This window comes from Stenotrophomonas sp. 86428_Sma, from assembly GCF_056481585.1.
The window spans coordinates 4,388,647-4,403,965 of record NZ_CM151156.1 but is presented as its reverse complement, the minus strand read 5'-3'; the positions used below and the strand labels follow the sequence as shown (position 1 = coordinate 4,403,965).

General features: G+C 68.1%; 13 protein-coding genes. 5 read left to right on the top strand and 8 right to left on the bottom strand.

Annotated features, from left to right (window positions below; genetic code table 11):
* Positions 1-93: 93 nt before the first annotated feature.
* From ACZK3J_RS20205 to ACZK3J_RS20180, 6 genes are all read right to left on the bottom strand, one after another.
* Positions 94-2,580, bottom strand: coding sequence for a DNA topoisomerase I (locus ACZK3J_RS20205; protein WP_049461962.1), 2,487 nt, complete (start codon positions 2,578-2,580; stop codon positions 94-96).
* Between the two features lie 193 nt (positions 2,581-2,773).
* Positions 2,774-3,706, bottom strand: a complete 933-nt coding sequence (locus ACZK3J_RS20200) for an RDD family protein (RefSeq protein WP_049461963.1) — start codon at positions 3,704-3,706, stop codon at positions 2,774-2,776.
* A gap of 49 nt (positions 3,707-3,755) precedes the next feature.
* Complete coding sequence (locus ACZK3J_RS20195; protein ID WP_049461964.1) at positions 3,756-4,514, bottom strand: pilin; 759 nt, start codon at positions 4,512-4,514, stop codon at positions 3,756-3,758.
* Between the two features lie 39 nt (positions 4,515-4,553).
* Positions 4,554-5,027, bottom strand: coding sequence for a DUF494 family protein (locus tag ACZK3J_RS20190; RefSeq protein WP_005411195.1), 474 nt, complete (start codon positions 5,025-5,027; stop codon positions 4,554-4,556).
* 43 nt (positions 5,028-5,070) lie between these two features.
* Positions 5,071-6,198, bottom strand: coding sequence for a DNA-processing protein DprA (dprA, locus tag ACZK3J_RS20185; RefSeq protein WP_049461965.1), 1,128 nt, complete (start codon positions 6,196-6,198; stop codon positions 5,071-5,073).
* Positions 6,199-6,327: 129 nt separating this feature from the next.
* Positions 6,328-7,461, bottom strand: a complete 1,134-nt coding sequence (locus tag ACZK3J_RS20180) for a LysM peptidoglycan-binding domain-containing protein (RefSeq protein WP_032128553.1) — start codon at positions 7,459-7,461, stop codon at positions 6,328-6,330.
* A gap of 126 nt (positions 7,462-7,587) precedes the next feature.
* Here ACZK3J_RS20180 and def point away from each other — a divergent pair, with 126 nt between their 5' ends.
* The 4 genes from def (at position 7,588) to ACZK3J_RS20160 (ending at position 12,224) form a co-directional block, all read left to right on the top strand.
* Positions 7,588-8,100 carry a peptide deformylase gene (gene def / locus ACZK3J_RS20175; protein ID WP_008267110.1) on the top strand — a complete coding sequence of 171 codons (513 nt, stop codon included), beginning with the start codon at positions 7,588-7,590 and terminating at the stop codon, positions 8,098-8,100.
* A gap of 120 nt (positions 8,101-8,220) precedes the next feature.
* Positions 8,221-9,144 carry a methionyl-tRNA formyltransferase gene (gene fmt / locus ACZK3J_RS20170; protein WP_049461966.1) on the top strand — a complete coding sequence of 308 codons (924 nt, stop codon included), beginning with the start codon at positions 8,221-8,223 and terminating at the stop codon, positions 9,142-9,144.
* A 3-nt stretch (positions 9,145-9,147) separates the two neighbouring features.
* A complete protein-coding gene (rsmB, locus tag ACZK3J_RS20165; protein WP_032128556.1) occupies positions 9,148-10,479 on the top strand; it encodes a 16S rRNA (cytosine(967)-C(5))-methyltransferase RsmB in 1,332 nt (443 codons plus the stop codon).
* 23 nt (positions 10,480-10,502) lie between these two features.
* On the top strand, positions 10,503-12,224 hold the full coding sequence (locus tag ACZK3J_RS20160; protein ID WP_049461967.1) for an ArnT family glycosyltransferase: 1,722 nt from the start codon (positions 10,503-10,505) through the stop codon (positions 12,222-12,224).
* Positions 12,225-12,242: 18 nt separating this feature from the next.
* On the opposite strand, the gene ACZK3J_RS20155 is transcribed toward ACZK3J_RS20160, so the two are convergent.
* Together ACZK3J_RS20155 and ACZK3J_RS20150 are read right to left on the bottom strand one after the other, a co-directional pair.
* The gene (locus tag ACZK3J_RS20155; protein ID WP_049461968.1) at positions 12,243-13,364 is read right to left on the bottom strand and encodes a glycosyltransferase family 4 protein; all 1,122 of its coding nucleotides are present in this window, start codon (positions 13,362-13,364) and stop codon (positions 12,243-12,245) included.
* A gap of 43 nt (positions 13,365-13,407) precedes the next feature.
* The gene (locus ACZK3J_RS20150; RefSeq protein WP_049461969.1) at positions 13,408-14,226 is read right to left on the bottom strand and encodes a glycosyltransferase family 2 protein; all 819 of its coding nucleotides are present in this window, start codon (positions 14,224-14,226) and stop codon (positions 13,408-13,410) included.
* On the opposite strand from ACZK3J_RS20150, the gene ACZK3J_RS20145 reads away from it, so the two are divergent.
* Positions 14,225-15,283 carry a CDP-glycerol glycerophosphotransferase family protein gene (locus tag ACZK3J_RS20145; protein ID WP_049461970.1) on the top strand — a complete coding sequence of 353 codons (1,059 nt, stop codon included), beginning with the start codon at positions 14,225-14,227 and terminating at the stop codon, positions 15,281-15,283. The genes ACZK3J_RS20150 and ACZK3J_RS20145 overlap by 2 nt on opposite strands.
* The last annotated feature ends 36 nt before the right edge of the window (positions 15,284-15,319 follow it).

Genomic DNA, 15,319 nt, shown 5'->3' with positions numbered 1-15,319 from the left:
GCTGGCCGGCATCAGCGGTAGGTAATGACTGCTTATGGTGGGTGCGGACCGTTAGTCCGCACACCTTGACCCTCATCCACGCATGGCGTGGATCTACTTCTTTGCAGCGGCCTTCTTCGCCGAGGCTTTCTTCGCAGCAGCCTTCTTCACCGCTTTCTTTGCCGGGGCCTTCTTGGCAGGCGCTTTCTTTGCAGCGGCCTTCTTCGGCGCCGCTTCCTTCTTCACCGCGGCCTTCTTTGCCGGGGCCTTCTTCGCGGCAGCCTTCTTGGCGCCGAAGCCCTTGCGCACCGGCTTGCCGGTTTCTTCCATCAGCTGCTGCACTTCGGCCAGGGTAAGCGAGGCCGGCTCGCGATCCTTGGGGATCTTGCCGTTCATCTTGCCGTCGCTGATGTACGGGCCGAAACGGCCGTTCAGCACCTGGATGTCGCTGCCCTCGAACTCCTTGATGATCCGGTTGCGCGCGATCTCTTCCTTCTCTTCGACGAGGAACACGGCGCGGGCCAGGTCGATGGTGTACGGGTCGTCTTCCTTCTTCAGCGAGGCATAGGTGCTGCCGCGCTTGGCGAACGGGCCGAAGCGGCCGATGCCGACGCTGACCGGCTCGCCCTTGTCCTCACCCAGCGCGCGCGGCATCAGGAACAGTTCCAGCGCGTCTTCCAGGGAGATGGTGTGCATCGACTGGCCGGGGCGCAGCGAGGCGAACTTCGGCTTCTCCTCGGCGTCCTCGGCGGTGCTGCCGATGGCCGCATAGGGCCCGAAGCGGCCCAGGCGCACGCTGACCGGCTTGCCGGTCTTGGGGTCGGTGCCGAGCTCGCGCGCGCCACTGGCCTCGGCACGGTCGACCGATTCCTTCTTGTCTTCCACCAGCTCCTTGAACGGCTCCCAGAAGCGGGCCATCAGCGGGATCCACTCTTCTTCGCCACGCGAGACGGCGTCGAGCTCGTCTTCCAGCTTGGCGGTGAAGTCGTAGTCCACGTACCGGGTGAAGTGGCTGGACAGGAACTTGGACACCGCGCGGCCGACGTCGGACGGGCGGAAGCTGCGGCCTTCCATTTCCACGTACTTGCGGAACAGCAGGGTCTGGATGATCGAGGCGTAGGTCGAGGGACGGCCGATGCCGTACTCTTCCAGCGCCTTCACCAGCGCCGCTTCGGTGTAGCGCGGCGGCGGCTGGGTGAAATGCTGTTCGGCCTGGATGCGTTCCAGCGGCACGCGGTCGCCGGGCTTCATCGCCGGCAGCTTGCGGCCTTCGTCCTCGTCTTCGGCGCTCTTGTTGTCCTTGCCTTCTTCGTACACGGCCAGGAAGCCGGGCACCACCACGGTGGTGCCGCTGGCGCGGAACACGTGTTCGCTGCCGGCGGACAGATCGACGCTGACGGTGTTGAGGGTGGCCGGAATCATCTGGCAGGCCACCGCACGCTTCCAGATCAGCTCGTACAGCTTGCGCTCGTCATCGGTCAGGTAGCGCGCCACCTGCGCAGGCGTGCGCAGCGCCGAGGTCGGGCGCACCGCTTCGTGCGCTTCCTGGGCGTTCTTCGACTTGGTCTGGTAGGTGTTCGGCTGGTCCGGCAGCGAGGCGATGCCGTAGTCGCGGGCGATCACGTCGCGGATCTCGGCCAGCGCGTCCTGCGACAGGTTCACCGAGTCGGTACGCATGTACGAGATCAGGCCGACGGTGCCTTCGTCACCGATCGCCACGCCTTCATACAGCTTCTGCGCCACCTGCATGGTCTTGCGGGTGGTGAAGCCGAGCTTGCGCGAGGCTTCCTGCTGCAGGGTGGAGGTGGTGAACGGCGGCGCCGGGCGGCGCTTGCGCTCCTTGCTGGCCACATCGGTGACATGCAGCGAGCCCTGCGCGGCCTGCTGGATGCGCAGGCGGGCGGCCTCGGCGGTGTCGCCGTCGGTGATGGTGAACTGTTCGAACTTCTGCCCGTCCAGCTTGATCAGCTTGGCGTTGAAGTGCTGCGACGGGTGCGCGCACTCGGCGGCGATCGACCAGTATTCGCGGGCGATGAAGGCTTCGATCTCTTCCTCGCGCTCGACGATCATGCGCAGCGCCGGGCTCTGCACGCGGCCGGCGGACAGGCCGCGCTGGACCTTGCGCCACAGCACCGGCGACAGGTTGAAACCGACCAGGTAATCCAGCGCGCGGCGCGCCTGCTGGGCGTCGACCAGGTCGCTGGCGATCGCGCGCGGCTGGCTGATCGCTTCCTTGATGGCGCGCGGGGTGATCTCGGTGAACACCACGCGCTGCATCGGCTTGTCCTTGACCAGCCCGCGTTCCTTCAGGATCTCGGCGATGTGCCAGCTGATCGCTTCACCCTCGCGATCCGGGTCGGTCGCCAGCAGGATGTCGTCGGCGCCCTTGGCGGCCTTGGCGATCGCATCGACATGCTTTTCGTTCTTGTCGATCACGTCGTAGTGCATGGCGAACCCGTTGTCCGGGTCGACTGCGCCTTCCTTCGGGATCAGGTCGCGCACGTGCCCATACGAGGCCAGGACCGTGTAGTCCTTGCCGAGGTATTTGTTGATCGTCTTGGCCTTGGCCGGCGATTCGACGATGAGCAGGTGCTTGGGCATGTCAGGAAAGGTCTGTGGGCGGACCGGGGGAGAGGGGCCGCTAGGGTGGAGCAAACGGCCGCATTAGTGAAGCGGCCACGGGCAAATCCATAAACTGAACGCCCGGTAATGTGCCGGGCGTTCAGGTTTCACCTTATTAGAGGAATCACGCCCGGCCAGCCCATGTCAAGCAGCCAGGCGTGAGGATGGCCGTTCATGAGGCCATCTTGGCGATGAAGCCAACCGCGAACACCATGAGCGCCAGGCCCACCAGCGACAGCAGGCCGGTCAGTACGAGCACCAGCACGGTCACCGTGCCCAGCTCCCGGCGCTGCAGCTGCGGCTGGTCGGTGTAGGCCCAGCGGTCGACCACCAGGGTGTCGCAGATCATGTCGTGCAGGCCCTGCTTGCGCTCGGTGAAGGCGGCCATCAGGAAACCGATGCCGAGGGTGAAGGTGCTGAGCACCGCGGCCCAGTAGCGACCAAATGCGCGGGCCTTGGTCAGGCGCTCGCCATTGCTGCGCACGACCTTGATGCCGACCGCCATCTTGCCCAGCGTGGCACCGCCCTGCGAGGCATGGAACCAGGTGTAGTACGCCATGCCGATGGCCAGGTTGATCAGGGCACTGGCCAGCTGGGCCACGATTTCGATGGCCGATTCGCCGCTGCCCACCGCACCCATGCTGGCACCAAGCGCCACACCGAGGATGGCGCCGATGATGCCGCCGGGGATGGCCAGCACGAAGTAGTCGATCATGTAGGCCGCCACGCGCTTCCAGAAGCCCGCGTAGACCACTTCGCCGCCCATCACCGGCTGGGCATGGCCGCCGCCGCCGAGCGCCGCAGGGGCGCTGTAGGGCGAACTGCTGAGCGCGCCGGTGCCAGGCAGTGGCGCCGTACCGTTGTCGATCGCGGCATAGTCGCCACGCAGGTCGAAGCCGCCACTGCCGGTGGCGGTGCTGGCATCGGCCAGGGTCTGCAGGCCGAGCTCGTCGACCACCTGGCGCAGTGCAGCCCACTGGGCCATGCCCTCGCGCCAGACCAGGGTGTCCAGGTTCAACTGGCCGCGCTGGAAGCGCTGGCGGATCTCCTGGACCGGCAGCGGGCCCTGGCGTTGCTGTCCTTCGGCGTAGTACCACTCAGTCATTGCATGTTCCCTGTTGAATCATCCTTGGAGGTGCTGGCGTGCGCGTGGCTCAGCCGCGGCACGTCGGCGGCAGGTACTTGTCGTTGCTTTCGCCACTGCATTCCCAGCGGCCGCTGTCGCGATCGTATTCCAGCCACAGCAGGTCGCCGTCGATGCCCTTGCCTGGTACCGCCAGCGTTGCTTCGATGCCGCAGTGACCGTTGTTGAAGCGGCCGATGTTCACCGCCGACAGGCCCGCGTTGGCGAAGTCGCCCGGGGCCGGGAAGCCGGCGTCATTGGCACCCGGGCAGCGGCCTTCGTCATCGGCGAAATGCTGCACCTGGTCCTTCAGCGGCTGCAGCGCGGCCACGGCGCTGGCGACTTTGCTGCGCACGGTGTAGTCGTTGTAGGCGGGCAGCGCGATGGCAGCCAGGATGGCCACGATCGGGACCAGCACCAGCAGCAGGCCGCCGCCGATGATGGCGGTCAGGGCGCAGCCGGACAGCTTCTTCTTCGGCGCCGGCAGGGCGGTGGCCGATGCACTGGTGGTGTAGGGCGTGGACGGCGGCAGTACCGGCGGCTGCGGCGGAGGCGGTGCCACCGGTTCCGGATCGGGCTCGGGTTCCACCGGCGGTGCGGCAGCGTCCAGCGCCGGCACGATCAGGCCGAGTTCGTCGACCACGGTGCGCAACGGCTGCCATTGCGGCAGGCCGTCGCGCCAGACCAGGGTGTCCAGGGAGATCTGGTTGTTGCGGAACAACTCGACCAACTGTTCCGCCGGCAGCGGACCCTGCTGCCGGTTGCCTTCTGCATGGAACCACTCGCTCACGGGGACGCTCCTGAATGCGCTATGCCCCCAAGTGTACGGTCAGTGCAGGGGTTCTGGCTCGTCCATGAACATCTGCGTCTCCATCCAGGCGTACGCCGCCTCGGAGCCGGGCTGGTTGAACAGCACCATCAGCACGACCCACTTCAGGTCGTCCAGGTCCAGTTCGTCCTGGTCCAGGGCCATGGCCCGGTCCAGCACCAGCTCGCGCTGGTCGGCGTCGAGGATGCCGTGCTGTTCCAGGTACAGCAGGAAACCACGGCATTCCACGTCCAGCTTGTCCAGTTCGGGGCCGTGGTAGACGCGCACGGGGCCATCGACCCGTGCCTGGGCCACGCTCGGCCGCTGCGCGGCCAGGGCATCGAGCCAGTCGAATGCCTTGTTGATCTCGGTTGGGCTGAAACCGGCCTGGATCAGGCCGTTCTGGAGCGAATCGCGGTCACGGATCAGGTCCGCATCTTCGCTGAAATAGTGTTCAAACAGGTACAGCAGTACGTCCAGGATGCTCTCTTTCATTGCCCCTCGGCCTGCGTCGCGCGACGCTGTGGAGGTGAAGAAACTAGGGAGTTCGACAGTAGCGGCCGTGTACGCACACCACGATTCCCGCCAGTTCCATGGCCAGCAGCATGGAGGACACCTGGGGCGCCGTCAATCCACAGCGCGTGATCAGTGAATCCATACCGCTTGGGTTGTGGTCCAGGGCCCGCCACAAGCACTGGTAGTCAGGGTCGTCGGCCCAGCGCGCCGGCAGGAGTACCGGCGGTGCCTGTTCAGTCGGGGTGGCGAGCCGTGATTGCAAGCCCGGCAGCTGCTGGCGAAGGGCGGGCGCCAGCAGTTCAAGGACCTCCTCCGGGCGCTCGACCAGTGCGGCACCCTCGCGGATCAACCGGTGGCAGCCCGCGGCGCGTGGGTTGAGTACCGAACCGGGCAGGGCACAGACCTCGCGGCCGGCCTCGGCGGCCAGGCGTGCGGTGATCAATGCGCCGGAGCGCTGGGCGGCCTCGACCACCACCGTCGCCAGCGCCAGCCCGGCCACCAGGCGGTTGCGGGCTGGAAAGTGACCGGGGCGTGCCGGTGTGCCCGGCAGGTACTCGCTGAGCACCGTGCCTTCGGTGGCGATCCGGGCCTGCAGCCTGGCGTGGCTGTCCGGGTAAGCCCGGTCCGGGCCGGTGCCGATCACCGCCACGGTGCAGCCCCCGGCGTCCAGCGTGGCCTGGTGGGCGGCCGCGTCGATGCCTGCCGCCAGGCCGCTGGTCACCGCCAGCCCGGCTTCGACGAAGCAGCCGGCAAACCGGGCGGCCAGGGCGCGTCCGCCCGGCGTCGGCGAGCGGCTGCCGACCAGCGCCACCGACGGGCGCCAGGCCAGGCTGGGGTCGCCGGCGATGAACAGCGCCAGGGGTGGGTTCGGGACATCCAGCAGGGGCGGGGGGAATGCCGGATCGGTGAAGGCCAGCAGGTGCTGGTTGTCGTCTTCCAGCCAGCGCCGTGCCGCGGCCCAGGCCCGGGTGTCCGGGCGTTCCAGCGCGGCGCACTGCTCGGGCGTGCAGCCGTGCGCGCGCCAGTTCGCGGCGCCCTGCGCGATCGCAATCTCCGCGCTGCCTGCGGCCTGCAGCAGTGCCCGCCGTGGCGCCAGCGCGCCGCCTGCCATCAACAGGCGCAGCAGCGCCTCGTCAGCTTGGTTGGTCATCCCCCACTATCGAGCGCATACAACAAAGGCGCCCTAGGGCGCCTTCGCATGTGGCTGTCAGGTTTTGCCGGAGGTGCCTGCCGGCCAGCGGCCGGCACTACCTGCAGTGGCCGGGCAACCCGGGACTGGTTACTTCGCGTCCGGGTGCAGTGCGTTGAACCCCACGCGTACCGGCTTCACGCCCTGCATCACCAGCGCGTAGCTGACGTTGTCGAAGGTACGGAACACCATGGCGTGCGCGGCGTATTCGTCCGGCAGCGAAACCCGGCCGGCGCCGGTGCTGAGCGAATCGTCCATGCGCGACGAGGTGGGGTACTTCATGCGGTGCGCCACGTGGCGGCCCGGGCGCCACAGCGAGAACACGGTGCCGTTGTCCACGCCCTGTGCGCGACCTGCGGAAATCGCGATCACATCGCGCGGGCCAGCGGCGGTGAACATGTCGGTAACGGCCAGCACGCGCACATCGACGCCCTCGACACCGGCGGCCGGGACATGGGGGACGAACTGCAGGTCGTACGGCTTGGCCTCGACCGGGACCAGGCGGTCGCCGGCACGCACCTCGCGGCCGCCTTCGTTCTTGTCCAGCACCAGGGTGGACGCCTCGACCTTGCCGCCGGCGACATGGGTGATGGTGCCGGTGGCGACCTGGGCCAGCTCATAGCCGAGTATGCCGCGGCGGTGGTTGGGGGCGTTGTAGGCCCGCCACAGGTTGCCGCTGCCGGGGGTGACGTCGCCGTTGGCGGTCAGGTCCTCGGTCGGCTTGGGCTGGGCGTAGCGCACGGTCGGGCGGACCACGGCCCAGCGCTGGCCCAGCTGGGCGTCGGCCAGGCGCACGTAGACCGCACTGCCGCTGGTGACGCGCAGGCGTTCTTCTTCCAGGCCGGCCACGTAGGGTAGCTGCTCGATGCTGTCGACCACGCTCAGCTGCTTCAGGAACGGCTCGACCTGGGCCAGCGGAATGGCATCGATCGGGGCTTCCTGGCGCGGGCCGGGCTTGGCAGCGACGGTCACCCGGTCCAGATAGGCCAGGCTGAGCACGTCACCGGGATAGATCAGGTGCGGATTGGCGATCTGCGGATTGGCCTGCCAGATCTCCGGCCACAGCCACGGCTTCTGCAGGAAACGTGCGGCGATATCCCACAACGTATCCCCTTTTCGGACCACATAGGTGTCCGGGTGCCCGCCATTCACTTCCACGGCGGTAGCATAGGCAGCCACGGTCAGCATCGCCGCGGCGACGACCGTACGAAAACGAAGCAACATAGGTGTGAAGCCCTGATTCCCCAACAGGTCCGCGCACTATAGTCCAGAAACCGGGGCGCAAGGCAAGCGTTGGAGCTAGAATCTGCGACGTATGCCGGCGTGCCGGCCCCCTATCCGGAAACAGCCATGGCCCTTCTCCCCATTCTCGAGTTCCCCGATCCGCGCCTGCGTACCAAGGCTGCGTTGATCGAAGCCGCCGAAGTCACCACGCCGGCCTTCCAGGAACTGATCGACAACATGTTCCTGACCATGTACGACGCCCCGGGCATTGGCCTGGCCGCCACCCAGGTGGACGTGCACAAGCGCTTCATGGTCATCGACGTCAGCGAAGAAAAGAATGAACCGCATGTGTTCATCAACCCGGAAATCGTCGCCAAGGACGGAGGCCGGGTGTACCAGGAGGGCTGCCTGTCGGTTCCGGGCATCTTCGCCGACGTGACCCGCGCCGATACCATCACCGTGAAGTACCTGGACCGCAACGGCCAGGAACAGCAGCTGGAAGCCGGCGAAGTGCTGGCCACCTGCATCCAGCACGAGATGGATCACCTGGACGGCAAGCTGTTCATCGACTATCTGTCGCCGCTCAAGCGCGAGATGGTGCGCAAGAAGCTGGCCAAGCAGCGCAAGCACGTGGCGTGATCGCCAATCCGGGCCGCCCTTCGGGTGGCCCGTGCCTGCGCGACGCGCGCGGGCTGTACGGCGCCGGCCGACGGCGCCGTTTTCTTTCCTGCACGAATCCATCCTGCAAGTGGGGTAGCCATGAGGATTGTCTTTGCCGGTACGCCGGAATTCGCGGTGTCGTCGCTGCGCGCGGCTGCGCGCCACCATGAGGTCGTGGCCGTCTACACCCAGCCTGATCGTCCGGCCGGCCGTGGCCGTGGCCTGGCGCCGTCGCCGGTCAAGCTTGAAGCCGTGGCCCGTGGCATTCCGGTCTACCAGCCCGAATCGCTGAAGGATGAAGCCGCCCAGCAGCAGCTGCGCGACCTGCAGCCGGACCTGATGGTGGTGGTGGCCTATGGCCTGATCCTGCCCAAGGCGGTGCTGGCCATTCCGACCCACGGCTGCTGGAACGTGCATGCCTCGCTGCTGCCGCGCTGGCGCGGTGCCGCGCCGATCCAGCGCGCGATCCAGGCCGGCGATGCGAAGACCGGCGTCTGCCTGATGCAGATGGAGGCCGGCCTGGATACCGGCCCGGTGCTGCTGCACCAGGAGCTGCCGATCGCGGCCACCGATACCGGTGGCCAGCTGCATGACAAGCTGGCGGAACTGGGCGCGCAGGTGCTGTCCGACGGCCTGGGCCTGCTGCGGGCCGGCATCAAGCCGATCGCGCGGCCGCAGCCGGAGCAGGGCGTGACCTACGCGCACAAGCTGGACAAGGCCGAGGCCCGTCTGGACTGGGCGCTGGATGCAGAGGCGCTGGCACGCACCGTGCGCGCCTTCAATCCGTGGCCGATCGCCGAGGCGACGCTGGCTGGCGAGCGGGTGCGCATCCATGGCGCGGTGGCGCTGGATGAGGCCCACGGCCAGGCGCCGGGCACGGTGCTGGCGGCCAGCCGCGATGGCATCGACATCGCCTGTGGCCAGGGCGCACTGCGCCTGCGTGTGCTGCAGCGGGAAGGTGGCAAGGCGATTACTGCGGCCGACTACCTCAACGCCCGTCGCGATCTGCGCGTGGGGGCATAAGCGGTGTCGAAGCAGAACGATTTCTCCGTCGCCAAGGCGGCGCCGGGCGCGGCCACGCGCATGCTGGCCGCACGTGTGCTGGCACAGGTGTTCACCCGTGGCCGTTCGCTGAAGGCCGAACTGGCCTGGGCGCTGCCGAAGCTGGCCGACAGCCGCGACCGCGCGCTGCTGGAAGCCCTGTGTTTCGCCGTCCTGCGCCGCCGCAGCACCTATGACGCGGCGCTGCAGTCGTGGATGCAGAAGCCGCTGTCGGCGCGTGATGCCGATCTGCGCACGCTGCTGATGGTCGGGTTCGCCCAGCTGGACGTGCTGGAGCTGCCGGCGCACGCGGCGCTGTCGGCCACCGTCGATGCCGCGCGTGCACTGGGCCGTGAGCGCCAGGCGGGCCTGGTCAATGCGATCCTGCGCCGCGCGCAGCGCGAAGGTTTCCCGGAGCAGCCAGCGCGCGATGCCTTCCCGGAATGGCTGGCCGATGCGGTGCAACGCGATTGGCCGGCACAGGCCGACGCGATCTTCAGTGCCAGCCTGCAACCGGCGCCCCTGTGGCTGCGCGCCAACCGCCAGCAGGGCGGTCGTGACAAGGCACTGGCCGCGCTGGCCGAAGCCGGCATTGCCGCAGAAGCCAGTCCGCTCAGTGCCGACGCGTTGCGCCTGGCCTCTCCGGTTGCCGTGAATCAGCTGCCCGGCTTCGCCGAGGGCGCGATCTCGGTGCAGGACCTGTCGGCGCAGTGTGCCGCCGATGCGCTGGCCCCGGTGGCCGGTGCCCGCGTGCTGGACGCTTGTGCGGCACCCGGCGGCAAGTCGGCGCACCTGCTCGAGCGCGACCCCAGCCTGCGCCTGCTGGCGCTGGATATCGACGCGCGCCGCCTGGCCCGTGCACGCGATACCTACACCCGTACCGGCGTGGGCGAGCATGCGCAGACCCTGGCGGCAGATGCCAGTGATCCGGGCGCCTGGTGGGATGGCGTGCCGTTCGACGCGATCCTGCTTGATGCGCCGTGCTCGGCGACCGGCGTGATCCGCCGCCAGCCGGATGTGATGTTCCACCGTCGCGCCGAAGACATCGATGCACTGGTCGGCGTGCAGGCGCGCCTGCTGGAAGCCTGCTGGTCGATGCTGCGCCCGGGCGGCGTTCTGTTGTATGCCACCTGTTCGATCCTGCGCGCCGAGAACATCGATCAGGTGCGCGCATTCCTGAAGTGGCATCCGGATGCCGTGGCGCAGCCGCTGGGCGATGCATTCGGCGTGGATTGCGAAGGGGTGGCGCGCCAGCGGCTGCCGGGTGAAAACGATGCTGACGGTTTCTTCTACGCGCGTCTGTTAAAAGCAGCCTGACCCCCGCTGCCGTTTCGAGTCCCATGCTGAAAGCCCACGCGTCGCGCCAGACGTGGTTGTTGGTGGTGATGGCCCTGCTGGTGCTGGGGGCCGGCCTGGGCCTCCGTGATCCATGGCCCTCGGATGAGCCACGTTTCGCGCTGGTGGCCAAGCAGATGGTCGACAGTGGCTACTGGTTGTTCCCGCATCGCGGCCCCGAGCTGTATTCGGACAAGCCGCCGATGCTGATGTGGTTGCAGGCGGCGATGTACAGCCTGGTCGGCCACTGGCGGGTGGCGTTCCTGCTGCCCTCGCTGCTGGCCGCGCTGGGCACGCTGTGGTGCGTGGTCGATCTCGGCCGCCGCCTGTGGACGCGGCAGGTGGGGCTGTACGCGGGCTGGGCACTGCTGTTCGCGCTGCACTTCACCTTCCAGGCGAAGAAGGCGCAGATCGATCCGCTGGTGGTGCTGTTCATCACCCTGGCCAACTACGGCCTGCTGCGCCATCTGCTGTTGGGTCCGGCCTGGCGCTGGTGGTGGCTGGGCTGGTTCTTTGCCGGCGTCGGTGTGATCACCAAGGGCGTAGGCGTGCTGGCGCTGATGATGATCGCGCCGGCGGCAGTCGCATCCGTGCTGCACTGGCCACGGGTACGCCTGCACGTGCGCGACCTGCGTTTCTGGCTGGCACCGTTGGCCTTCCTGCTGGCGGTGTCGTTGTGGCTGGCGCCGATGCTGCTGGCAGGCTTCGCCACCGGTTCGGAGCCGTACCGCGCCTACATGGACGACATCCTGTTCCGGCAGACCGCGCGGCGCTATACGCAGTCCTGGGACCATCACCAGCCGTGGTGGTACTTCCTGGCGATCATGCCGTCGATGTGGATTCCCGCGTTCCTGCTGCTGCCCTGGGCGCTTCCGGCCTGGTTCCGGCGGCTGCGCCGGCGCGATGCGCGCTACCTGCTGCCGTTGGCCTGGTGGCTGCTGGTCGTGCTGTTCTTCTCCCTTCCGCACGGCAAGCGCGACGTCTACATCCTGCCGGCATTGCCGATGTTCTGCCTGGCGTTGGCGCCGTTGCTGCCCGGGTTGCTGAGGCGGCGCGATGTGCAGCGCGTGCTGGGCGCATTCACCGCGTTGCTGGCACTGGCGCTGGGGCTGGTGGGTGCGCTGGCGCTGCTGGGTGATCCGGATTTCGAAGTGCGCCTTACCCATGGCCGCGGGTTGCTTCCCGGTGCCACCGATGCGCTGGCCTGGGCGGCGCTGGCGATGGCGGTCTGGTCGGCCTTGAGCCTGTGGGTGTGCGGGCGCCAGCGTCGGCACGTTGCCCTGGTCTCTACCCTGGCAGGAGTCTGGGTGCTGTACAGCCTGGTCGGTTATCCGGTATTGAACGACTCCAGCTCGGCCCGTGGCCTGATGCGTGAAGTGAGTGTACGCATCGGCCCGCAGGCCGAGCTGGGACTGGTGGCATGGAAAGAGCAGAACCTGCTGATGGCCGATCGCCCGGCGGCCACCTTTGGATTCGAAGCACGTTGGCATCAACAGCTGCAGGCGGCCGTGCGCTGGCAGCGGCTGGTTCCGCAGCAACGCTGGCTGCTGGTGAACGAGGATGCGATGCAGGCCTGCATCGATCGTGCGCGGGCCGAGATGGCGGGCATTTCCAATCGTCGCCGCTGGTGGCTGGTGCCTGCCGATGCGGTCGCCGGCGACTGCCGGCCGTCAGTGGCGGAACTCGAGCACGAGCGCCGCCTGCAGGGGCCCGGCATCACCGATTGAGCGTTCGGGGAGCGTGGCTCAGGTGCTGGCCAGGGCGGCGTGGTAGCTGGCCAGCGTGGCGTCGGCGAATGTCTGCAGGCCGAACTCCCGCTGTGCATGGCGGCGTGCTGCGCGGCCCTGTTCCGGCAGCGCATCGCGCTGTGCGTACAGCGCCTGTACCTGGGCGGCGATGGCGTCGATGTCGCGTGTGGCAACCACCCAGCCATCGACGCCTTGTTCGATGTTCTCCGGCAGGCCTGCGTAGTCGCTGACCAGCATCGGCTTGGCGCTGGCCATCATCTCGCGGCAGGCGAAGGAGATCGTCTCGACGTCATGGGACAGTACGAAACCAGCATCGCCGGCCGCGATCAGGACGCGGGTATCGGCCAGCAGGCCGGTGAAGTGCACCTGCGCGGCCACCTCGCCCAGCGCCAGCACCTGTTCGCGCTGCTGCGCGCTGGGCAGGTGGCCGGCCACGGCCATGTGCACATGCGGACGCACCGCATCGGGCAGCCGTGCGATGGCCCGGGCCAGGTCGATCCAGCCCTTGTAATCGTCGGTGCCGGCGTTGCTGACCAGCACCAGCGCCTGTGGATCCTGCGTCCACTGCTGGCGCAGCGCGCTGCCGGTGCCGGCCGGCTGCGGTGAGTAGCGCTCCAGGTCAACGCCATTGCGGACCACGTCGATCGGGCAGCGACGGTACGGGCCCTGTTCCAGCAGGCGCTTGGTGTCGGCCGAGACCGCGATCAGTCGATCGGTGGCCCAGCGTGCGCGCAGCGCATTGCCAAAGGTATTGGTGGGTTTGCTGTTGTGCTTGGTCAGCACGATCGGCGGGCGGCGCATGCCCAGCAGCCCCTGCATCACGAAGCGGTGGTCGCGTGCACCGTTGACATGGATCAGGTCGATGCCTTCATCGTGGACCAGCCTGCGCAGCGCGCGCTGTTCGGCCAGCTGCCGGGGCAGCGTTGGCAGGCCGCTGCCGAACGCAATCGGCAGTGTGCGGGCAATGCCTTCATCGGCCATGGTCCGCAGCAGGCGGCTGTCGGCCGGCGCGGCGACGTGGAGCGTGTGCTGGCCGTGCAGCGCACGCGCCAGCGAGACGATGTACGTGGTGTGGCCGCCACCGTCGCCGTAGTGGAAGTTGGTGTACAGGATTTTCATGGGGGGTCTTCAGGCAACGCCCACGCAGTGTGACACAGCGTGGTCAAGGCCGGTCCGCGGAAGGTGCCGGGTCGGCCACCGCCTGTCCATTTCCCAGCATCCACAGCATGATGGTCTTCTGCCGCACGTAGTTGGCGCGGACGTAGGCGTAGACCAGGCCGTGCCAGCCGTCGCGGAAGCCGCCACGGAACAGGAAGCCGCGCCAGAACCGCCAGGCCGGCGCCAGCACCAGCTTGCCCAGCGTGGCCCGCTTGCCGCGTGCGAACTCGTGCTCGGCCATCATCCGCGCGTACTTCTCGGTCTTGGCCAGCTGCTGCTGCAATGACCGGTACGGATAGTGGATCAGGTCGCCGCGCAGGGTGCCCACACTGCCGTCGACACTGGCCGCCTCGTGGATCTCGCGCTTGCCGCGCCAGCCGCCGCGGCGGCGGTCGAACAGGCGCATCACCCGGTCCGGGTAGGCATTGCCATGGCGCAGGAACTTCCCGAAGTACTCCGAGAGGCGGGCGAAGCGGTAGCCGGCCTGGCCGGCGAAGCCACCGTCGCGGGCCTGCTCGATGGCGGTGCGCAGCTCGGGGCTGATGCGCTCGTCGGCGTCCAGGCACAGCACCCAGTCGTGGCTGGCCTGCTCGACGCAGAACGCCTTCTGGCTGCGGAAGCCCTCGAACCGGCGCTGCAGCACGCGGGCACCGGCGGACTCGGCGATGGCTACGGTGGCATCGGTGGACTGCGAGTCCACCACCACGATCTCATCGCAGAAGGCCAGCGAGGCCAGGCAGTCGCCGATGCGCCCGGCCTCGTTGAACGCGATAATGCACGCCGAGATGCGAGGCCGTTCGATGGGAGCGGTCGTGGAGGACATGATGGCCGGGTACCTGTTGTTTGCGACGGAGCGCTATGCGCTGCCTATTCTCGCCCCGTTGGCGCAGGCCTTGCACGCGTCCGGGCAGGAGGTGGCGGCCTGGTTCGAGGACGGCGCGGCCGGCAGCAGCCTGCCGGGGGTGCCCAACGTGGGCCTGAAGCAGGCCCTGGCAATGCGTCCGCGGGCGGTGTTCAGCGCGGCCAACTGGGTGCCGACCTTCCTTTCGGGGGCCAAGGTGCAGCTGTTCCATGGCTTCAACGTGGAGAAGCGGGACAGTGCGCGCGGCCACTTCCGGGTGCGCGGCATGTTCGACCTGTACTGCACGCAGGGGCCGGCCACGACCGCACCGTTCCGCGAGATCGCCAGCCTGCAGGGCCACTTCGCCGTGGCCGAGACTGGCTGGCCGAAGCTGGACCCGCTGTTCCGCGATGACGGAGGCGAGAGTTCCGCGCTGCGCGCACCGGCCGGTGACCGCCCGGTGATCCTGTTCGGTTCCACCTTCACCGAGCGGCTCAGCGCGGCTCCGCACCTGCATGCGCAGATCGCCGCTGATATCGCCGCCGGTGACCACTACTGGCTGCTGACCCTGCACCCGAAGTGCCCACCGGAACTGTTCGAACGCTACCGCGCGCTGGCCGGTGCCAATGCCCGCTTCATCGAGCCGGAGCAGGTGATGGCCGCGCAGCGCGCCGCCGATGTGCTGGTGTCGGACACCTCATCGATCGTTTCGGAGTTCATCGTGCAGCACAAGCCGGTGGTGACCTTCCGCAACCGCGTGCCGAAGCCGCACATGATCGACTTCGATGATCCTGCGCAGCTGCAGGCGATGCTGCAGCGCGCGCTGCACCCGGACGCCGCGCTGCAGGCGGAAATCGTGCGCTACGCCGATGCCATCCACCCTTACCGCGATGGCCGCTCCAGTGAACGGGTGATCGCGGCCACCGAGGATTTCCTGTCCGGTGAAATGGGTGCGTTGCGGCGCAAGCCATTCGGCAGCTGGGTGCGCGATCTGCAGATCCGCAAGGACCTGGGGTATTGGGGCCCGTCGCAGCGCTGATGCCTCGCTGACCCCGCTCGCGGTAGTGCCGGCCGC